18 protein-coding genes and 2 tRNA genes are annotated in these 19,268 nt (G+C 72.0%); 11 read left to right on the forward strand and 9 right to left on the reverse strand.

Annotated features, from left to right (window positions below; genetic code table 11):
- The first annotated feature begins 85 nt into the window (after nucleotides 1-85).
- The 7 genes from gyrA to ACFU9A_RS02195 all read left to right on the forward strand — a co-directional run bounded on the left by gyrA (nucleotide 86) and on the right by ACFU9A_RS02195 (nucleotide 5,401).
- Nucleotides 86-2,692, forward strand: coding sequence for a DNA gyrase subunit A (gene gyrA, locus ACFU9A_RS02165; RefSeq protein WP_430573617.1), 2,607 nt, complete (start codon nucleotides 86-88; stop codon nucleotides 2,690-2,692).
- Complete coding sequence (locus tag ACFU9A_RS02170; RefSeq protein ID WP_430573618.1) at nucleotides 2,692-3,609, forward strand: DUF3566 domain-containing protein; 918 nt, start codon at nucleotides 2,692-2,694, stop codon at nucleotides 3,607-3,609. Before gyrA ends, ACFU9A_RS02170 begins: the two co-directional genes overlap by 1 nt.
- A gap of 117 nt (nucleotides 3,610-3,726) precedes the next feature.
- A tRNA-Ile gene (locus ACFU9A_RS02175) sits at nucleotides 3,727-3,800 on the forward strand.
- Nucleotides 3,801-3,865: 65 nt separating this feature from the next.
- A complete protein-coding gene (locus ACFU9A_RS02180) occupies nucleotides 3,866-3,985 on the forward strand; it encodes a DLW-39 family protein (RefSeq protein ID WP_430573619.1) in 120 nt (39 codons plus the stop codon).
- A 33-nt stretch (nucleotides 3,986-4,018) separates the two neighbouring features.
- Nucleotides 4,019-4,091: transfer RNA gene (locus ACFU9A_RS02185), tRNA-Ala, on the forward strand.
- Between the two features lie 115 nt (nucleotides 4,092-4,206).
- A complete protein-coding gene (locus ACFU9A_RS02190) occupies nucleotides 4,207-4,959 on the forward strand; it encodes an MBL fold metallo-hydrolase (protein WP_430573620.1) in 753 nt (250 codons plus the stop codon).
- A 73-nt stretch (nucleotides 4,960-5,032) separates the two neighbouring features.
- The gene (locus ACFU9A_RS02195) at nucleotides 5,033-5,401 is read left to right on the forward strand and encodes a YciI family protein (RefSeq protein ID WP_430573621.1); all 369 of its coding nucleotides are present in this window, start codon (nucleotides 5,033-5,035) and stop codon (nucleotides 5,399-5,401) included.
- Nucleotides 5,402-5,437: 36 nt separating this feature from the next.
- On the opposite strand, the gene ACFU9A_RS02200 is transcribed toward ACFU9A_RS02195, so the two are convergent.
- The 3 genes from ACFU9A_RS02200 to ACFU9A_RS02210 all read right to left on the reverse strand — a co-directional run bounded on the left by ACFU9A_RS02200 (nucleotide 5,438) and on the right by ACFU9A_RS02210 (nucleotide 7,592).
- Nucleotides 5,438-5,653, reverse strand: coding sequence for a helix-turn-helix domain-containing protein (locus ACFU9A_RS02200; RefSeq protein ID WP_430573622.1), 216 nt, complete (start codon nucleotides 5,651-5,653; stop codon nucleotides 5,438-5,440).
- A complete protein-coding gene (locus tag ACFU9A_RS02205) occupies nucleotides 5,653-6,429 on the reverse strand; it encodes a DUF2975 domain-containing protein (RefSeq protein ID WP_430573623.1) in 777 nt (258 codons plus the stop codon). The genes ACFU9A_RS02200 and ACFU9A_RS02205 overlap by 1 nt, the downstream gene beginning before the upstream one ends.
- Before the next feature lie 176 nt (nucleotides 6,430-6,605).
- Entirely contained in the window at nucleotides 6,606-7,592 is a 987-nt protein-coding gene (locus ACFU9A_RS02210) for a hypothetical protein (RefSeq protein ID WP_430573624.1), read from the reverse strand.
- Between the two features lie 93 nt (nucleotides 7,593-7,685).
- Between ACFU9A_RS02210 and ACFU9A_RS02215 the strand changes: the two genes are divergently transcribed.
- Together ACFU9A_RS02215 and ACFU9A_RS02220 are read left to right on the forward strand one after the other, a co-directional pair.
- Nucleotides 7,686-8,225, forward strand: a complete 540-nt coding sequence (locus ACFU9A_RS02215) for a peptidylprolyl isomerase (RefSeq protein ID WP_430573625.1) — start codon at nucleotides 7,686-7,688, stop codon at nucleotides 8,223-8,225.
- A gap of 260 nt (nucleotides 8,226-8,485) precedes the next feature.
- Nucleotides 8,486-9,274, forward strand: coding sequence for a rhomboid family intramembrane serine protease (locus ACFU9A_RS02220; RefSeq protein ID WP_430573626.1), 789 nt, complete (start codon nucleotides 8,486-8,488; stop codon nucleotides 9,272-9,274).
- 55 nt (nucleotides 9,275-9,329) lie between these two features.
- On the opposite strand, the gene ACFU9A_RS02225 is transcribed toward ACFU9A_RS02220, so the two are convergent.
- Complete coding sequence (locus tag ACFU9A_RS02225; RefSeq protein ID WP_430573627.1) at nucleotides 9,330-9,593, reverse strand: cell division protein CrgA; 264 nt, start codon at nucleotides 9,591-9,593, stop codon at nucleotides 9,330-9,332.
- Between the two features lie 135 nt (nucleotides 9,594-9,728).
- Here ACFU9A_RS02225 and ACFU9A_RS02230 point away from each other — a divergent pair, with 135 nt between their 5' ends.
- Nucleotides 9,729-10,460 (forward strand): DUF881 domain-containing protein, encoded by a 732-nt coding sequence (locus tag ACFU9A_RS02230; protein ID WP_430573628.1) that lies wholly within the window; start codon nucleotides 9,729-9,731, stop codon nucleotides 10,458-10,460.
- Between the two features lie 28 nt (nucleotides 10,461-10,488).
- Nucleotides 10,489-11,163, forward strand: coding sequence for an aminodeoxychorismate/anthranilate synthase component II (locus tag ACFU9A_RS02235; RefSeq protein ID WP_430573629.1), 675 nt, complete (start codon nucleotides 10,489-10,491; stop codon nucleotides 11,161-11,163).
- A gap of 73 nt (nucleotides 11,164-11,236) precedes the next feature.
- Here ACFU9A_RS02235 and pknB read toward each other — a convergent pair whose 3' ends face one another.
- Genes pknB through ACFU9A_RS02260 form a run of 5 tightly spaced genes read right to left on the reverse strand, consistent with a single transcriptional unit; the run spans nucleotide 11,237 to nucleotide 19,267 of the window.
- A complete protein-coding gene (pknB, locus tag ACFU9A_RS02240; RefSeq protein ID WP_430573630.1) occupies nucleotides 11,237-13,255 on the reverse strand; it encodes a Stk1 family PASTA domain-containing Ser/Thr kinase in 2,019 nt (672 codons plus the stop codon).
- The gene (locus ACFU9A_RS02245) at nucleotides 13,256-14,872 is read right to left on the reverse strand and encodes a protein kinase (protein WP_430573631.1); all 1,617 of its coding nucleotides are present in this window, start codon (nucleotides 14,870-14,872) and stop codon (nucleotides 13,256-13,258) included.
- Complete coding sequence (locus tag ACFU9A_RS02250) at nucleotides 14,869-16,338, reverse strand: peptidoglycan D,D-transpeptidase FtsI family protein (protein WP_430573632.1); 1,470 nt, start codon at nucleotides 16,336-16,338, stop codon at nucleotides 14,869-14,871. The genes ACFU9A_RS02245 and ACFU9A_RS02250 overlap by 4 nt, the downstream gene beginning before the upstream one ends.
- Nucleotides 16,335-17,894: an FtsW/RodA/SpoVE family cell cycle protein gene (locus ACFU9A_RS02255; protein ID WP_430573633.1), complete on the reverse strand. Its 1,560-nt coding sequence runs from the start codon at nucleotides 17,892-17,894 to the stop codon at nucleotides 16,335-16,337. The genes ACFU9A_RS02250 and ACFU9A_RS02255 overlap by 4 nt, the downstream gene beginning before the upstream one ends.
- Nucleotides 17,891-19,267, reverse strand: a complete 1,377-nt coding sequence (locus tag ACFU9A_RS02260; protein WP_430573634.1) for a Stp1/IreP family PP2C-type Ser/Thr phosphatase — start codon at nucleotides 19,265-19,267, stop codon at nucleotides 17,891-17,893. The genes ACFU9A_RS02255 and ACFU9A_RS02260 overlap by 4 nt, the downstream gene beginning before the upstream one ends.
- Between the last annotated feature and the right edge of the window lies 1 nt (nucleotide 19,268).

The raw sequence follows: 19,268 nt of genomic DNA on the forward strand, positions 1-19,268 counted from the left end.
ACAGAACGTGCGACTGCTGTTGTACATCAAGCTCGAGGACACGGAACCCGCGCCCCGGCGGCGCAGGACAGGAAGAAGGTAGACGGTGACGGACGAGACCCCCGGTCCCGACATGACGGACGGCGCCCCCGGCGACGAGGCGATCGAGACGACGGACGGCCAGGTCGCCGTGCAGCACGGCCGCATCGACCAGGTCGACCTGCAGCTGGAGATGCAACGCAGCTATCTCGACTACGCGATGAGCGTCATCGTCGGGCGCGCGCTGCCGGACGTGCGGGACGGCCTCAAGCCGGTGCACCGCCGCGTGCTGTACGCGATGTACGACGGCGGCTACCGCCCCGACCGCGCGTACTCGAAGTGCTCGCGCGTCGTCGGCGACGTCATGGGCAAGTTCCACCCGCACGGCGACACGGCGATCTACGACACGCTCGTGCGCCTCGTGCAGGACTGGGTGCTGCGGTACCCGCTCGTCGCGGGACAGGGCAACTTCGGCTCCCCCGGCAACGACCCGGCCGCGGCGCCGCGGTACACCGAGTGCCGCATGGCCCCGCTGGCCATGGAGATGGTCCGGGACATCGACAAGAACACGGTCGACTTCCAGGACAACTACGACGGCCGCACGCAGGAGCCCGTCGTCCTGCCCGCGCGCTTCCCGAACCTGCTCGTCAACGGGTCCGCCGGCATCGCGGTGGGCATGGCGACGAACATCCCGCCGCACAACCTGCGCGAGGTCGCGGAGGGCGTGCGCTGGCACCTCGCGAACCCCGACGCGTCCCGCGAGGAGCTCCTCGCCGCCCTGATGCTGCGCATCAAGGGGCCGGACTTCCCCACCGGCGCCACAATCCTCGGCACCAAGGGGATCGAGGAGGCGTACCGCACCGGGCGCGGGTCGATCTCCATGCGCGCCGTCGTGAACGTGGAGGAGATCCAGAACCGGATCTGCCTCGTCATCACGGAGCTGCCGTACCAGGTCAACCCGGACAACCTGGCGTCGAAGATCGCCGACCTCGTCAACGACGGCAAGCTCGCCGGCATCGCGGACATCCGCGACGAGACCTCGGGCCGCACCGGCCAGCGCCTGGTCATCGTGCTCAAGCGCGACGCCATCGCCAAGGTCGTGCTGAACAACCTCTACAAGCACACGCCGCTGCAGTTCAGCTTCGGCGCGAACATGGTGGCGCTCGTCGACGACGTGCCGCGCACGCTCAGCCTCGACGCCTTCGTGCGGCACTGGACCACGCACCAGATCGAGGTCGTGCGCCGGCGCACCGAGTACCTGCTGGCCGAGGCCGAGCGCCAGATCCACATCCTGCGCGGCTACCTCAAGGCCCTCGACGCGCTCGACGAGGTCATCGCGCTCATCCGCCGCTCCCCCGACGTCGAGCAGGCCCGCAGCGGGCTGATGGAGCTGCTCGACGTCGACGAGCAGCAGGCCAACGCGATCCTCGCCCTCCAGCTGCGCCGCCTCGCGGCCCTGGAGCGCCAGAAGATCATCGACGAGCACGACGCGCTGCAGCGGGAGATCGAGGACTACAAGGACATCCTCGCGAAGCCGGAGCGCCAGCGGACCATCGTCCAGGACGAGCTCGACGACATCGTCGAGCGCTACGGCGACGAGCGCCGCACCACGATCCTGCCGTTCGACGGCGACATGTCGGTCGAGGACCTCATCCCCGAGGAGGAGGTCGTCGTCACGATCACGCGCGGCGGGTACGCCAAGCGCACGCGATCGGACAACTACCGGGCGCAGCGTCGCGGCGGCAAGGGCGTGCGCGGCGCGGCCCTGCGCGAGGACGACATCGTCGAGCACTTCTTCGTCACGACGACGCACCACTGGCTGCTGTTCTTCACCAACCTCGGCCGCGTGTACCGGGCCAAGGGGTACGAGCTGCCGGAGGGCGGACGCGACGCCAAGGGCCAGCACGTGGCGAACATGCTGGCCTTCCAGCCGGGTGAGCGGATCGCCCAGGTGCTGGACCTGCCGGACTACGAGGCCGCGGACCACCTGGTCCTCGCGACCCGCCGCGGCCTGGTGAAGAAGACGCGTCTCGGCGAGTACAACTCGCCGCGCTCGGGCGGCCTCATCGCCATCAACCTCCGCGAGGACGAGCAGGGCAACCCCGACGAGCTCGTCGCCGCCCGTCTGGTCAACGCGGACGACCACCTGATCCTCGTGTCGCGCAAGGGCCAGTCGATCCGGTTCCCCGCCGACGACGACACGCTGCGCCCGATGGGCCGTGCCACGTCGGGCGTCACCGGCATGAAGTTCCGGGAGGACGACGAGCTGCTCAACGCGGACGTCGTGACGCCCGGCACGGACCTGTTCGTGGTGACCGAGGGCGGCTTCGCCAAGCGCACCGCGATCGGCGAGTACCGGGTGCAGGGACGGGCCGGCTACGGCATCAAGGTCGCCAACCTGGTCGAGGCTCGTGGAGACCTCGTGGGGGCCCTGGTCACAGAGGCGGACGACGAGGTGCTCGTCATCATGGAGCGTGGCAAGATCGTGCGCTCGGCGGTCGCAGAGGTGAACCTCACCGGCCGTACCACGCAGGGCGTGACCTTCGCCAAGCCCGACCGCGGCGACCGCATCATCGCGGTGGCCCGGAACGTCGAGCGTCGTGCTGACGACGAGTCGGTTAGCGTGGACGAGCAGGCCGCCGACGAGCAGACCACGAGCGGGGACGAGGACTGATGACGGAGAACCACGCGTCGACCAGGGCGTCGTCGGCGCCTCCCGTGCGGGGGGCCGAGATCGACGACGCCACGCACCGGCGGGCGCCCGTGCCTCCGCCTCCGCCTGCGCCCGGGTCCACGTCGCGCGGCGTGACCGTCGGTGGCGCGGCGGCGCAGCGGGGCTCCTCGGCCACCTCCGCCCCGGCGTCGTTCCAGACGACGCAGGTGCAGGCCGCCGTACCTGCGCCGGCTCCCGAGGCGCCGGCCACGGCGTCCGCAGCCGCACAGGCTCCCTCGCAGGGCGCGTCGCCGGTCAAGGAGGGCGCCGTCAAGGCGGCCGCCGCGGCTCTCGCCGCGGCACGCAACGCCGCGAAGAAGGTCCAGTCCGTCATGCCGGACGGTTCGGCCAAGGACCAGGAGCCGACCGGCAACGGCGCGGCGCCGGCGGCGAAGCCCCGGCAGGCCGAGCCGCGCCCGGAGATGCACTACTCCGCGGGCGGGGTGCACGGCACCGCGGCCCCGACGCCGGCGCCCGCCGCCGCGGCGCCGATGGTCGGTGCGGGCGTGGCCGGCAACGGCCCGCGCCGCGTGCGCCTGTCGGTCTCTCGTGTCGACCCCTGGTCGGTCATGAAGCTCGCGTTCCTGCTGTCCGTCGCGATCGGCTTCATCATCGTCGTCGCCACGATGGTCGTCTGGTACGTGCTGAACGACATGGGCACCTTCGCCACGATCCAGTCCTTCATGAGCGACACGATCGGCCCGCAGGCCGTGAACCTCATGCAGTTCGTGAAGTTCGACCGCGTCGTGTCGCTGTCGGTGCTGATCGCCATCGTCAACGTGGTGCTGATGACCGCGCTGGCCACGATCATGGCCATCCTCTACAACATCACGGCCGCGCTGGTCGGCGGCGTGCACCTCACGCTCACGGACGAGTGACCCCTCGCCCCGGACCGGGACCGACGTCACACCACGTGAGGGCGGTCCCGGTTTGGGCCGGGGACTCCCGGTACGGTAATGTTCCGTGCTGCACGCGCTCCTTCTGGGAGCGCGCTCGGGGCTATAGCTCAGACGGTTAGAGCGCTTCCCTGATAAGGAAGAGGTCGGAGGTTCAAGTCCTCCTAGCCCCACTCCAGGCCACACCAGGCCCGGGCCCGACACGCACGGCCTGACGGTCGTGACGAGGAGGCTGATGATGAAGAAGCTGTTCGTCGTCCTGCTCGCGCTCGGCGCGGGCTACCTGGTCTGGCGCCGGCTCAACGAGGACTCGGCAGACCGGGACCTGTGGTCCGAGGTCACCGACACCATCGACTGAGCCTCTCCCCCTTGCCCTGTCCACGGGCTGCTCGGGGCCATGGCGCAATTGGTAGCGCACCTGCTTTGCAAGCAGGGGGTTAGGGGTTCGAGTCCCCTTGGCTCCACCCTCGGCGAACGGCCGCCGACCCGATGTCCTCGGGTCGGCGGCCGTTCGCGCGCCCGGGCACGTCGAGCGGGACGGCGCTGCCGTGGGCGCCGGCCCGCCCTACAGTGGGCGCCGTGCGCCTCGTCGTCGTGGGTTCCTCCGGATCGGTCCCGGGCCCCGACTCGCCGTGCTCCTGCTACCTCGTCGAGGACGACGGGTACCGCCTCCTCCTCGACGTCGGCCCGGGCGCGTTCGGCGCCCTGCAGGCCTACGCGGCCCCGCACGAGATCGACGCGGTCGTGCTCTCCCACGCCCACGGCGACCACTGGGAGGACCTGAAGCACCTCGCCTACGCCCGCACGCACCGGCCGCTGTACCCGGACCCCCTGCCGCCCGTCACGGTCGTCGGGCCGCGGGACCTCCCGGAGGTCGTGCGGCAGCTGCCCGACGTGCTCGCCGTGCAGGAGACGACGGAGGGCGCGCTCCGCCTGGGCCCGTTCGACCTGCGCCTGGCCCGGGCGCCCCACACCGACCACAGCTTCGCCGTGCGGGTCGGGGACGCGCTGTGCTACACCGGCGACTCCGCGCCGTGCGTCGCGCTGGAGGAGCTCGCTGCGGGGTGCGAGGTCCTGCTCGCCGAAGCCTCCGGGTTCGACGACGGGCGCGAGGCGGTCGAGGGCGGCGCGTGGCAGCACCTCACCGCGGGCGACGCCGGCCGGCTCTCCGCACTCTCCGGGTCGCGGCTGCTCGTGCTCACCCACCTGCGGCCGTGGCACGACCCCGCGGCGCTGCTCGCCGAGGCGGCGGCCCACGCGTCGTGCCCCGTCGTCGTCGCGCGGACCGGGCTGACGGTGGCGCCGTCGACGGCGCCCGCCGACCGCGGCTGAGCGTCGAGCACGCACGGGGTGCAGGGTGGAGGGGATCCGCCGGCCACCAGGTCGGCACGACCGAGGAGCCACCATGACGCTGTACCTCCTGTCGGTGCCGCACGACTCCGCCACGGAGCCCACGATGACGTCCATGGACCCCGCGGAGCTGGAGGCCGCCCTCGCGGCGGTCGGGGCCCTCAACGCGGACCTGGAGGCCGCGGGCGCCCTGCGGTTCGCGGGTGGTCTGCACCCGCCGAGCACGGCGACGACGATCGACGGGGCGGTCGACACGCCCACCCGGACGCCCGGTCCGTTCGTGGAGGCAGCGGAGTACCTCGGCGGCCTGTGGGTGATCGAGGCGGACGACGAGGACGCGGCGCTCGAGTGGGGCACCCGCGCCGCGCGGGCCCTGCGGGGCCGGATCGAGGTCCGCGCCTTCCAGGACGTGCCGGAAGCCTGACGCTCCCGAGCACGGCGGGGTGGCGCGGCAGGGGCGTCAGGTGGCGGGACCGTCGACGTGCTCGAGCAGCTCCCCGGGCTGGCAGTCGAGCTCGCGGCAGACGGCGTCGAGGGTGGCGAGCCGAACCGCCTTGGCCTTGCCGGTCTTGAGGATCGACAGGTTCGCCACGGTGATGCCGACGCGGTCGGCGAGCTCCGTGAGCGTCATCCCGCGCTCGACGAGCATCCGGTCGAGCCGGACGACGATCGGCATCAGACCGTCAGCCTGCGCTCGTCCTCGATCTCCGCGCCGTGCCGGAAGATCTCGGCCACCAGCAGCACAAGGACGCCCAGGGCGACCTGCGCGAGGCCCACGCCGCCGGGGTAGCCCTCCGTGCCCACGGGCTCGAGGACCGGCTCTCCGTACGACGCGAAGTGGAGTCCCCCGACCTGGTGCGCGCCGGTGAAGTGGTCCAACGCCGGGGCCAGCAGGGCGGCCGCGATCGTCAGCCAGCCCAGCGCGCGGAGGAGGCGCACGGTCCTGGAGCTGAACGCGTCCCCGGCGGCCGATGCGGCGAGCAGGCGCCACAGCAGGAGCAGCCACGTCGTGATCACGGCTCCGATGACCACATTCTTGACGACCTGTGCGGCCACCCAGGAGTTCCAGCCTCCCGTCGTGGCGAGGCGCACCTCCCCGGTGAGCATCGCCTCCGTCGGCCGGATGCTCTCCTCCTGGGAGACGACGCCGTCGTGGATGATCTGCTCGCCACCGTCCTGGACGAGCTTGTAGCAGAAGTCCCCGTTGCCCGGGTACTCGTTCGGCAGGAGCCTGCGGATGTCGAACTCCTGGCAGACCGGCGACGCCGTGACGACCTGGACGGTGAGTGCGTCCCGGAAGTGCAGCGGCCCGGCGCTGTAGTCCACCGGGTAGGCCGCCTTCCCGGTGAGTGCGAGGACCCCGAACACCCCCGCGGTCACGGCCGTCGCGGCGGCGAGGACGGCGGCGACCAGGGCGGCCCAGCCGCCGATCCGGAACAAGCGTCGCGCCATGACGGTGGTGTCCTCTCGGGCGTCTTCGACCACGGGGCCATATCGAGGCGCGATGATTCCATATCGACTTGCGATATGTCATCAGCCTCCCGCGGGACGGTGGACATGCCGAAGGCCCCCGCCGTCGGGCGGGGGCCTTCGAGTGCGGTGGGGTGCCGTCCTGGACGGCGTGCGGGTCAGGCCTTGTCGCCCTCGCCCTCACCGGCGTCGTCGTCCTTCTTGGCGGTGGACCGGGTGCGGTTGGTCGCCTTCTTCGCGGCGTCGGTCGCCTTGTCCTTCGCCTTGTCCACAGCCTCGGAGACCTTGTCCCCGACGTCCTCGCCGAGCTCGGCGGCCTTCTCGCCGGCGCGCTCGGCCGCCTCGCGGCCCTTCGCGACGGCGTGGCCGGCGGCCTCGCCCACGGCCTCGGCCGCGTCGCCGACGGCGTGGCGGGCATCCCGCGCGGCGCCGTCGAAGTCGGGCCGTGACTGCTGCTCCCAGGGCTCGGCCCACGGGTCGTTCTGCGGCTGGGCACGACGCCAGAACGCGTACCCGGCCACGGCCGCACCGGCCAGCGCGAGGAACCAGAAGAGCCCCTTGCCCTTGCCGGAGGACTTCTCGGCCTCCTTGGCGGCCTTCTCGGCCGCGGCCTGGGCCTTCGCCGCCTCCTTGGCGGCCTTCTTCGCGGCCTTCTTGCCCGCTCGGCCTGCCTTCTCGGCGGCGTCGCGCGCGGCGTCGGCCGCTGCCACCCCCGCGGCCCCGGCCGCCGCCCCCGCACGGGTCGCGGCCTCGTTGAAGGCCGTCACCACGCGCGGCAGGTACTCGTCGACGATCTTGTCGTGCGCGGTGTCGACGAGCGGCCCGGCCTTGTCGGCCGCCTTCTCGATCCGCGGGGCGGCGGCGAGCACGCTCTCGCGCCACGCCTTCTCCGCCCGCGGGACGAGCCACTCCAGGAAGTTGTCGACGCGCGGCTCCGCCCAGTCCTTGGCCTGAGAGGCGGCGTCCTTGGCGCCACCGGCGGCCCGGGCGCCGACGTCGACCAGCACGGCGGCGGCCTCCGTCGCGGAGCCCTTGAGCTTCTCGGTGTCGATCTCGTTGACCTTCTCGCTCACCTTGGTGGCGAGCTTCTCGTTGAGGTCCTTGGCACTGTCCTTGACGCTGTCGCCCACGTTCTTTCGCACCATGGACCCACTGTGCCACCAGGTGCCCTGGCCTGCAGCGCTACGCGCGCGCCGCGTCGTGAGAGTCCGGGAGAGGGAGAGTGAGAGGATGAGGGCATGTTCGCAACCCTCCACACCTCCGCCGGTGACATCCGCATCGAGCTGCTGCCGAACCACGCGCCCAAGACCGTCGCGAACTTCGTCGGGCTGGCCAAGGGCACCACGACGTGGACGGACCCGGCCACGGGCGCCGAGCGCAACGACCCCCTGTACGACGGCGTGATCTTCCACCGCGTCATCGACAACTTCATGATCCAGGGCGGTGACCCGCTGGGCACCGGCACCGGTGGCCCCGGCTACACGTTCGAGGACGAGATCCACCCCGAGCTCGTGTTCGACGGCAAGTACATCCTCGCGATGGCGAACGCGGGCAAGCGTCGCAACCCCGTCACGGGCGCCGTCGAGGGCACCAACGGCTCGCAGTTCTTCATCACCACCGGGGCGACGCCCTGGCTCACCGGCAAGCACACCATCTTCGGCAAGGTGGCCGACGACGAGTCGCGTGCCGTCGTCGACGCCATCGGCAGCACCCCGACGCGTCCCGGCGACCGCCCCGTCAACGACATCGTCATCAACAGCGTCACCGTCGAGGACTGAGCAGGTCTCACCGACGCCTGACCGACGCCTGGTCGCCTGGTCACACGGTCGGGGTCGAGAACCTCGTCGCAGTCGCGTTCACGCGCCCCAGGGCGCTCCACGTCGGGAAAGATACGACTGCGACGAGGTTCTCGACCCCGACCTCTCCCTATCGCCGTTCGGAGGGCCGACCCATCTCCACGACACCCCCCGCCCCGCAGTCCGGGCAGCCCGCCGGGGCGCCGCCGGTGTGCCCGCGGCACCCGGACCGGGTCTCGTACGTGCGCTGCCAGCGCTGCGGCCGGCCCACGTGCCCCGAGTGCCAGCGCCCGGCGGCCGTCGGGATCCAGTGCGTCGACTGCGTCAACCAGGCCGCGCGCGCGGTGCCCAGCACCCGCACGATGTTCGGCGGCACGGTGCGCGGCGGGAAGCCCGTCGTCACGCTCACGATCGTCGGGATCTGCGTGGTGAGCTGGATCCTGCAGCTCGTCACGGGTGGCGAGTGGACCCAGCGGTGGGCGTTCGCCCCGTCGATCGGGCTCTACGAGCCCTGGCGCTTCCTCACGGCCGCGTTCCTGCACTCCACGAGCCCGCTGCACATCCTGTTCAACATGTACGCGCTGTGGCTCGTCGGCCCGTTCCTCGAGCAGGCGTTCGGCCGTGCGCGCTTCGTCACGCTCTACGTGCTGTCCGCGGTCGGTGGATCGGTGGGCTACCTGCTCCTCGCTGCTCCTGTGGAGGGCGGTGGCTGGAACACCGCCGTCGTCGGGGCCTCGGGGGCCGTCTTCGGCCTCTTCGGCGCGATCATCCCCGTGCTGCGTCGCACCGGGCGCAGCGCCGGACAGATCGTCGCCCTCATCGCCATCAACATGGCGATCCCGTTCTTCGTCGGCGGCATCGCGTGGCAGGCCCACCTGGGCGGCCTCGCCGTCGGACTCGCGCTGGGTGCGGGGTTCGCCTTCGCGCCGCGCGAGCGGCAGGCGCTCGTGGCATGGCTGCTCCCCGCCGGCGTGGCCGTCGTCCTCGTCGCCGCGACCCTGTGGAAGTACTCCTCGGTGGGCTGGCTCTAGCGTTCGCCCACAGGGTTATCCACAGGTGTGGAACGAACTACACCCGTGGAAGACGTCAGCGCCAGCGCGTGGTGAGCCCGAAGCCGCCGATGATCAGCACGAAGCCGACCGCGAGGTTCCATCCCTTGAGCGCCGGGATCGGCAGCCCCAGCCCCGGAGCGGTCAGGTAGTACAGGACGATCCACGCGAGGCCGACGATCATCAGGCCGAGCATCGTGGGCACGAGCCAGGGCGGGTTGCCCTGCGCCTTCGCCTTCGCGGGGGTCGCGGCCTGCTCGGCCGGGGCGCTCTTCTTCTTGCGGGACTTCGACTCGGGCACGGGGTGGGCTCCTGTCCGGACGGGCGGGTGCGGCGGTCGGAGGCCGGATGCCTGACACCGCCGGTGATTCTGTCGACTAGCGTAGTCGTCAGCAGGCTCGAGAAGGACAGCCGGGGACTGAAGGTGTGTGCCGCGATGAACCGTCGACTGCGCGCGAGCGCGACCGTCGCGTGCGTCCTTGCCGCGTCCGGGCTCCTCTTCACGGCCAGCGCCCAGCTCGCGGACACCAAGGACGGGCGCGACCCGCAGGACCTGGCCGAGCTCGTCACGACGGAGTCGGACCGGGTCACCGACCTCACGGACCGGATGAACGAGCTCGAGGCGGAGATCGACGACCTCGGGAAGAAGGCGGGCGCCGACCTGCCCACCCGCAGCCTCTCCCTCGTCGCCGACGAGTCCGTGGTGACGGGTGCGCTGCCCGTCTCCGGCTCCGGGGTCCGGGTGTCGCTCGACGACGCGCCGGCCTCCAGCCAGTCCATCGCGGGCGCCAGGCCCGACGACCTCGTGGTGCACCAGCAGGACGTGCAGCACGTCATCAACGCCCTGTGGGCGGGCGGCGCCGAGGCCATGACGCTGCAGGGCGAGCGGGTCACGGCGACCTCGGCGTTCCGCTGCTCCGGCAACATCCTGCTGCTGCACGGCAAGGTGTTCTCGCCGCCGTACGTCATCGAGGCCGTCGGCGACCCGAAGGCGCTCCGGGAGTCCCTCGACAAGGACCCGGGCGTGGCGATCTACCAGCAGTACGTCGACTGGGTCGCCCTCGGGTGGTCGGTCAAGGAGGCCGGCTCGCTGGACCTGCCCGCGTACACCGGCAGCTCCGAGATGAAGTACGCCTCGGTCCCCGAGGGCACGGACGTGTTCTCGTGACCATCCCGACCCGCACGAGGAGCCCCCGTTGAAGAGCACCCCCGCCGCGCCGCGCATCCTCGTGGTCGACAACTACGACTCGTTCGTCTACACGATCGTCGGCTACCTCGACCAGCTCGGGGCGCGCACCGTCGTCGTGCGCAACGACGCCGTCCCCGAGCCCGACGCCGACGGCGTCTTCCACGACGAGGACGGCACGCCCTTCGACGGCGTGCTCGTCTCCCCCGGACCGGGCACCCCCAAGGAGGCCGGGGCGTCGGAGGACGTCATCCGCGCCTGTGCGCGCTCGCGCACCCCGATGCTCGGGGTCTGCCTGGGGCACCAAGCCCTCGCCGAGGTCTACGGCGCCACGGTCGCTCACGCGCCGGAGCTCATGCACGGCAAGACCAGCCTGGTGGAGCACGACGGGGAGGGCGTCCTGGACGGCCTCGCCTCGCCGTTCACGGCCACGCGCTACCACTCGCTCGCGGTGCTGCCCGAGACGGTGCCCGCCGAGCTCGAGGTGACCGGCGCGACCGCGAGCGGCGTCGTCATGGGCCTGCAGCACCGCGACCTGCCGCTGCACGGCGTGCAGTTCCACCCCGAGTCCGTGCTGACCGAGGGCGGTCATCGCCTGCTCGCCAACTGGCTCGCCGTGTGCGGCGACGCCGGCGCGGTCGAGCGCTCCCGCGGCATGGCGCCGCTGGTCCACACCGCCGGCTGACGCGAACGCCGGTCGCGACCCGAAGGTCACGACCGGCGTCCGTCACGGTCTGCCGAGCCGGGAGACGGCGAGGTCAGTCGTTCCCGCCCAGGAGGTCGCCCAGACCGCCGTCTTCGCCGTCGGTCGGGGTGTCCGTCGGCGTGGGCTCGTCGGTGCCGCCCGCCTCGGGGCCGGTCGACACGACGATCCCCACGTGGGAGTCGACGTCCAGCTCCGTGCCCGCGGGCTTCTCCTGGGAGATCACGAAGCCGACGGGCACGTCCGCCGACGGGGCGAACGTCGTGTCGGGCTGGAGCTGCGAGTCGCCCATGAGGTTCTGGGCCTCCTCGGCGCTCTTGCCCACGACGTCGGGCACCGTGGTCTTCTCCGGCGCCTTCTCCTTGGCGATCACGATCGCGACCGTGCTGCGCTGCTGGACAGAACCCGGGTTCGGGCTCTGGCTGATGACCGTCCCCGGGGTCTTGTCGCTCTCCTCGGTACTGCTCTGCGAGCTGAGGTTGAGCTTCGAGAGCGCGTCCTTGGCTTCCTTCTCGGTCTTGCCGATGAGGTTCGGCACGTCGACCTGACCCGTGGAGGTCACGATGTCGACGGTGTCGCCCTCGCTGACCGCCTGGCCCTTGCCCGGCTTGGAGCTGATGACGAGGTCCTTCTCCACCGTCGCGCTGTTGCTCTGGCTCACGTCACCGAGCACGAGCTTGAGCTCGGTGAGCTTCGCCTCGGCCTCGGACTCCGTGAGGCCGGCGAGCTCGGGCACGGCCACCGTGTCCGGCCCCGCGGAGAACGTCACCGTGACGACGGTGTCGCGCTCCACCGAGGTGCCGCCATCCGGGTCCTGACCGAGGAAGGTGTTCTCCGGCTCGGTGGACTCGGTGTCCATCTCCTGCGCGTACTTCAGGCCCGCCTGGGTGATCTGCTGCTCCGCCTCGGCCGGCGTGATCGTGTCCGACAGGGGCGGCACGGTGACCATGTCCTTGCCGGCGGAGTTGATGACGATGAGCGTGATGATCGTGGCCAGCGCGATCGCGCCGATCGCGATCAGCGTCCACATGAGCCCCTTGCGGCTCTTCTTCTCCTCCTCGGGGGGCTCGCCGCCCGCCGCGGTCTGCACGGCGGTGGCGCCCCACGGCGTGGACCCGGCCGGGTCCATCACCTGGGTGGCGCCGCCCTGGCCCAGCACCTGCGTGGCGGCGGCCCCGGCGGCGGCCGCGCCGATCAGCGGCGCGGTGACGTCGCCGCCGCGCAGCGCGGTCTCGAGGTCCGAGCGGAACTCCGCGGCCGTCGAGTAGCGGGCGTCGCGGTCCTTGGCCAGGGACTTGAGGACGATGCGGTCCAGCACCTCGGGCACGTCGGACGCGAGCTCGCTGGGGCGCTGCGGCGCCTGCCCGACGTGCTGGTACGCCACGGCCACCGGGGAGTCGCCCATGAACGGCGGGCGGCCGGTGAGCAACTCGAAGAGGAGGCAGCCCGTGGAGTAGATGTCGCTCCGGGCGTCCACGGTCTCGCCGCGGGCCTGCTCGGGCGACAGGTACTGCGCCGTGCCGATGACGGCGTGGGTCTGCGTCATCGTCGCCGCGGAGTCCGCCATCGCGCGCGCGATGCCGAAGTCCATCACCTTGACCGCGCCCGTGGGCGTGATCATCACGTTGGCGGGCTTGATGTCGCGGTGCACGATCCCGGCCTGGTGCGAGTACTCGAGCGCGCTGAGCACGCCCGCCGTGATCTCGATGGCCTCCTCGATCGGCACGGCTGCGCCGTCCTGGAGGATGTCGCGGACCGTGTGGCCCTCGACGTACTCCATGACGATGAAGGGGATGGGCACCGTGGCACCCTGCGGGTCCGTGAAGGCGTCCTCGCCCGTGTCGTACACGGCCACGATGGCGGGGTGGTTCAGCGCCGCCGCGGACTGCGCCTCGCGGCGGAAACGGGCCAGGAACGACGGGTCGCGCGCGAGATCGGACCGCAGCACCTTGATCGCGACGGTGCGGCCGAGGCGCGTGTCGTGCCCGATGTGCACCTCGGCCATGCCGCCGCGGCCGATGAGCTCACCGACCTCGTACCGGCCCGCGAGTACCCGGGGCGTGTTGTCCACCACTCAGTCGTCCTTTTTGGTCATGGCCGCACGCGCGGCGCGCGGCGTGTCTCGGAGCATCATCCCAGAGTCGGGACGGACGCCCGCGCGAACGGTCGTCGGGCACGGCGACGTGTCGCCGGCGGTGCCCGATGTCGTGCCCGGCGCGTCGCGCAGCGCCGCGCGTCGAGCCTCAGGGCGGGTCGAGAGGGGCGCCGGCCGGCCGCCGGTCAGCGCGAGGGCGGGGCCGAAGAGCACCGCCGCGGCCTGGCCGTCCGCACCTGCCGCCATCGCCTGGACCATGGTGGCGATCAGCAGCACCACCAGCAGACCGAGCAGCGCGAGCAGCGGCCACGACAGCCGCCCGAGCGGGCCGAACCGCTGGCCCGTGGACGTCGACGTGCGGCGCGCCTCCCGCTCCGGCGGGGACGCGGGGCGGGCCGCGCCCGAGCGGCTTCGGGTCGCGGCGGGAGCCGACGGGGTGCTGCGGACCGCGGGGCGGCGTGCGTCGTGCGTCCCGGCGCGCACGTCGCGGCGCGAGGGAAAGGCGCGCACGACGTCGTCCGCGCTCGGGGTCACGGGAGCGGGCTCCGGCCGGTGCTCGGGCGCCGTGGCGCGGTCCGCCGTCGCGTGCGCGTCGTCGGACGGCGTCACCGACGCCCACGAGACGGGCAGGGCGGTGGACGGAGGAGTGGCGGGGGTGCTGGGCCGCGGCGCGGGTGCCGCGTGCGCGGGGACGGACCGGGCGGGTCGCGCCCCCTGGCGGGAGGCCGCGGCGACACGGCGGGCCGACCGGGAACGCGCTCCCAGCGGGTCCTCCGCGATCTCCCGGGCGAGGGCCTCGAGCTCTCCCGCGAGGGCGGCTGCGGACTCCGGCCGGCGCGACGGGTCCTTCTCGAGCATGCGGCCGATGACGTCCGTGAGCCCGGGGTGCACGTGCGTGGGCAGCGCGGGCACGGGCGCGTTGACGTGCGCGACCGCGATGTCGACCGGCGTCGACCCCGTGAAGGGTCGCTTGCCCGCGGTGGCCTCGTACGCGACGACACCGAGGGCGTACAGGTCGGAGGCCGCCGTCGCCGGCTGCCCCACCGCCTGCTCGGGCGACAGGTACTGGGCGGTGCCCATGACCATGCCCGTGGCCGTCATCGGCGCCTGGTTGGCCGCCAGGGACACACCGAAGTCGGTGATCTTCACGCTGCCGCCGTGCTCCAGCAGGATGTTGCCGGGCTTGACGTCGCGGTGCACGACCTTCGCCAGGTGCGCGTGGTGCAGTCCCCGCGCCGTCGCGGCGAGGATCGGCAGCAGCTTGCGGGGCGCGACGACCGGCTCGCGCTCCAGCAGGTCGGCCAGCGGCTCCCCGAGGACGAGCTCCATGACGAGGTACCCGGCGCCGTCCTGCTCGCCGTAGTCGTACATCTGGGCGATGTTCGGGTGCGACAGGGCGGCGCTGTTGCGCGCCTCCGTGCGCAGGCGGCGCAGGAAGTCCTCGTTGCCCGTGTACTCCTCGCGGAGCACCTTCACCGCGACCTCGCGGCCCAGGTAGCCGTCGTCGGCCACCCAGACCTCGCCCATGCCGCCCACGGCGATCTGGCGCGTCAGCCGGTACCGCTCGCCCAGCGCGAGCCCGGTGCTCGGCCTCATCCGTTCAGCACCGCCTCGATGACCGCCTTGGCGATCGGCGCCGCCACACGACCACCGGTGGCCTCCGAGCCCATGGAACCGCCGTTCTCCACGATCACGGCCACCGCGACCTTCGGGTCGTCGGCGGGCGCGAACCCGGTGAACCACGCGTGCGGCTTCGTCTTCGTCGTGTCGCCGTGCTGGGCGGTGCCGGTCTTGCCGGCCACCTTGACGCCGGAGATCTGGGCGGCGGTGCCGGAGCCGCTGTCGACGACGCCCACCATCATGTCCGTGAGCTGGTCGGCGGTGGACTTCGAGACGGACTGCTCCAGCTTGTGCGGCGACGTCTGCTGCACGACCTCGAGCTGCGGGTCGCGGATGGTGTCCACGGAGTACGGCTGCATCATCGTGCCGCCGTTGGCGATCGTGGCAGAGATCATCGCGACCTGCAGCGGCGTGGCCACGTTGCTCCACTGCCCGATGGCGCTGTACGCCTCGAACGGAGGCGCCCAGGCCGGGTCGTCCGGGGCAGGGAAGACGCTCTTCGCGGTGTCGAACGGGATCTCGAACGGCGAGTTGTAGCCGAACTGGTTGGCCTGGTCGTACATCGCCTCGTTGCCCAGCTTGACGCCGAGCTCCGCGAAGGCCGTGTTGCAGGAGATCCGGAGGGCGTCCGCGAGGGACATCTTTCCGGTGGGCGAGCAGGCCTCGCCGCCGTAGTTCGGGATCGCCTTCTCGGTGCCGGGCGGGGTGTAGGTCACCGGCGCGTCGATCTGGGTGTCCTTCGTGTAGTCGCCGGACTCCAGGGCGGTGGCGGCCGTCACCAGCTTGAACGTGGACCCCGGCGGGTACGCCTCGGCCGTGGCGCGGCTCAGCAGCGGCTTGTCCTCGGCGCTGGCGAGCTCCTCGTACGCGTCGTTGGCCTTCTTCGTGTCGTGCGTCGCGAGGTCGTTCGGGTCGAACGACGGCTTGGACACCAGGGCGAGGATCTTGCCCGTGGACGGCTCGACGGCCACCACGGCGCCGCGCTGGTCACCGAGGGCGTCCCACGCGGCCTTCTGAGCCTTCGCGTCGATCGTGAGCTCGACGGACGAGCCCTCGGGGTCGCGGCCGGTGAGCAGGTTCTGCAGCCGGTCCATCCACAGGGCGTCGGCCTGCCCGTTGAGGAAGTCGTTCTCCGTGGACTCGATCTTCGACTTGCCGCTGACCAGGGAGAAGTAGCCCGTCAGAGGGGAGTACAGCGGTCCGTTCGCGTACTTGCGCTGGTAGCCGTACGGGTCGTCGATCGGGGTCGACGAGGCGATGGCGTCGCCGTCGACGACGATCGGGCCGCGCGCGTTGCCGTACTCGGCGTAGATGGCACGCACGTTGCGCGGGTCGTTATTGAGCTCGTCCGCGTGGAAGAACTGGATCCACGTGGTCGACACCATGAGCGCCAGGAACATGACCATGACGACGCCCGCCAGCCGACGCAGGGTCGTGTTCACTGCTGCTCACCTCCTCGGGTGTCGCGGTACGGATCGATGGTCTGGGTCGCGTCCGCCGGGGTCGACCCGCGCGACGGCGCGTCGGAGGCCGACCGCCGGACCGGGGTGCCCGCGGCGGGGGTGCCGGTGCCCGACCGGGCGTCGTCGAACGCGCCGACGACGATCGGGTCGTGCATCGCGCCGCCCTGCGAGACCGTGCCTCGCATCGGCAGGGCGGACGGGCGCCGGGCGTTGTCGGAGATACGCAGGAGCAGGGCGATGACGATCCAGTTGGCCAGCAGCGACGACCCGCCCTGCGCCATGAACGGCAGCGTCAGGCCGGTCAGCGGGATGATGCGCGTGATGCCGCCGACGACGACGAACAGCTGCAGCGCCATGACGAACGCGAGGCCGCCGGCGAGCAGCTTGCCGAAACCGTCGCGGACGGCGACCGCCGTCCTCAGGCCGCGCTGCACGATGAGCAGGTACGCCATGAGGATCGCGAGCAGGCCCGTGAGGCCCAGCTCCTCGCCCAGGGACGAGTAGATGAAGTCGGAGAACGCGTACGGCACCTTGTAGGGGTACCCCTCGCCCCAACCGGTGCCGAACAGGCCGCCGGCCGCCATCGCGAACGTGCCCTGCACGATCTGGTACGACGACCCCGACGCGTAGAGATCGGCGTCGAACGGGTGCAGCCACACGTCCATGCGGGCCGCGACGTGCGAGAACATGCTCGTCGCGAGCACCGCGCCCGCCGCGAACAGCACGAGGCCGATGAGCACCCAGCTGAAGCGCTCGGTGGCGAGGTACAGCATCGCGACGAACAGGCCGAAGAAGAGCAGGGACGTGCCGAGGTCGCGCTCGAAGACGAGCACGCCGAGCGAGGCCGCCCACACGATGATGATCGGGCCGAGGTCGCGGATGCGCGGCAGCTGGAGCCCGAGCACCTTCTTGCCCGCGAGGGCCAGGGTGTCGCGGTTGGCGACCAGGTAGCCGGCGAAGAAGATGGCGAACGCGATCTTCGCGAACTCGGCGGGCTGCACGGAGAAGCCGATGTTGATCCAGATCCGCGCGCCGTTGATCTCACGGCCGATGCCCGGGACCAGCGGAAGCACGACCAGCACCAGGCCGACCAGCATGGCCGTGTACGTGAGCCGCCGCATCCAGCGGTGGTCGCGCAGGAACCAGACGATGAGGATCGCGATGACCGCGCCCAGCGCGGTGTACATCATCTGCGCCCAGGCGTTCGCGCCCTTCATGCCCGCGAGCTCGAGGCGCAGGATCATCGCGAGACCCAGCCCGTTGAGCAGCACGACGGCGGGCAGGATCACCTGGTCGGCCCACGGCGCGCGGACGCGCAGGACGACGTGCGCGGCGAGCGCGACGGCGACGAACAGGACGCTGACCGGCCAGAACTCGGTGGGCAGCGAGCCCGTGACGCTGCGGCCGACCATGGCGAACGCCGCGATCCCGGCGGTGAGCGCGAGGATCAGCAGGAACAGCTCGGCCAGGCGTGCCGGCCGTCGCTCCGTGGACTCGACGGTGCGCGCGGAGGATGTGTCGACGGCGGCGCTCACCCCTTCGACCCCCCGTCGGCCTTGGTGTCCTTCGCCTTCGTCGGGGTGGTGCTGGGGGTCGGCGTGCTCTTCGGCGTCGTCGACGGGGTGGGGGTAGGCGTGGGCTCGGGGGCGGCCTCGGCGATGAGCCGCTCCGCACGCTCGCGCGCCTCGGCCTCCGACGACGCCCGGATGGACCCGTCGAGGCGTTCGGCCCAGTAGTCGGGCAGGTCGGAGACCGGCGTGCCGGTGAGCTCCACGGGCGTCGACAGGGTGATGGGGCCGGCGCTGGCCGGGATGCCCTGGAAGACGGCGACCTCGCCGTCGGCCACCCCGACGTAGTACTGCTGCTGCGTCCAGCCGTACGCCCACCACAGGCCGTACCCGACACCGCCGAGGACGACCAGCAGCACGAGGACCGTGATCCAGGGGCGCCGCTTCCGCCGCGGGCGCGCGTCGGCGTCGTCCGCCTCGTCGTCCGGGTCCTCGTCGTCGGGGTCGATCGCGTCCGTGGGGGCAGGGTCCTCCGCGGGGGCCTCCGCCGGGGTCGCGAGGACCTCGGGCAGCTCGCCGGTGGCGGCGGCGCCCACGACCTGCGGCACGGTGCTGGCCGTGGGCAGCGCCGTGGTGGCGCCGGCGGCGCTCTCCTCCGGCTCCGGGGCGGCCTCGTCGTCGACGACGTCCGCGACGATGACGGTGATGTTGTCGGTGCTCCCCGCCGTCATCGACAGCGTGATGAGCAGGTCGGCGGCCTCGTCGGGCGAGGGGGTCTCGGTGAGGACCTCGGCCATCTGGTCGGGCGTGACGAAGCCGGACAGGCCGTCGGAGCAGAGCAGCCACCGGTCGCCGGCGCGCGCCTCACGGACGGACATGTCGGGGGTCAGGTCGACGTCGAAGTCGCCCAGCACCCGCATGACGACGTTGCGCTGCGGGTGGTGCTCCGCCTCCTCCGGCGAGATACGGCCGGTGTCGACGAGGTGCTGCACGAACGTGTGGTCCACCGTGACCTGCGTGAAGCGGCCCTCGCGCAGCAGGTACGCGCGTGAGTCGCCGAGGTGGGCCATGACCAGCGTGGTGCCGGTGTGCAGCAGGGCCGTGACGGTGGTGCCCATGCCGACCAGCTCGGGGTCGGCGTCGCTGGCGCGCACCAGGTCCTGCCGGGCGCGCTCCACGGTGTGCTCGAGGTCGGTCAGCGCCTCCTCGGGGCCGTGCTCGGTGCGGTCGAGCGGAGCGAGCGCGGCGATCGCGAGGCGCGATGCGACGTCGCCGCCCGCGTGGCCGCCCATGCCGTCGGCCACGACCAGCAGGTGCGGCCCGGCGTAGGCGGAGTCCTGGTTGTTGGACCGCACGAGCCCGACGTCGGACCGCGCGGCGTAGCGCAGGGTGAGGGTCACG

It is taken from the genome of Isoptericola sp. NPDC057653, from assembly GCF_042799955.1.
In the GTDB taxonomy this organism is placed as follows: Bacteria; Actinomycetota; Actinomycetes; order Actinomycetales; family Cellulomonadaceae; genus Isoptericola.

Bases quoted from the DNA above. Each gene is read 5' to 3' on its own strand.
- ACFU9A_RS02170 (WP_430573618.1), top strand. From the start codon at position 2,692: ATGACGGAGAACCACGCGTCGACCAGGGCGTCGTCGGCGCCTCCCGTG.
- ACFU9A_RS02180 (WP_430573619.1), top strand. From the start codon at position 3,866: ATGAAGAAGCTGTTCGTCGTCCTGCTCGCGCTCGGCGCGGGCTACCTG.
- ACFU9A_RS02195 (WP_430573621.1), top strand. From the start codon at position 5,033: ATGACGCTGTACCTCCTGTCGGTGCCGCACGACTCCGCCACGGAGCCC.
- ACFU9A_RS02200 (WP_430573622.1), bottom strand. From the start codon at position 5,653: ATGCCGATCGTCGTCCGGCTCGACCGGATGCTCGTCGAGCGCGGGATG.
- ACFU9A_RS02205 (WP_430573623.1), bottom strand. From the start codon at position 6,429: ATGGCGCGACGCTTGTTCCGGATCGGCGGCTGGGCCGCCCTGGTCGCC.
- ACFU9A_RS02210 (WP_430573624.1), bottom strand. From the start codon at position 7,592: ATGGTGCGAAAGAACGTGGGCGACAGCGTCAAGGACAGTGCCAAGGAC.
- ACFU9A_RS02215 (WP_430573625.1), top strand. From the start codon at position 7,686: ATGTTCGCAACCCTCCACACCTCCGCCGGTGACATCCGCATCGAGCTG.
- ACFU9A_RS02230 (WP_430573628.1), top strand. From the start codon at position 9,729: ATGAACCGTCGACTGCGCGCGAGCGCGACCGTCGCGTGCGTCCTTGCC.
- ACFU9A_RS02245 (WP_430573631.1), bottom strand. From the start codon at position 14,872: ATGAGGCCGAGCACCGGGCTCGCGCTGGGCGAGCGGTACCGGCTGACG.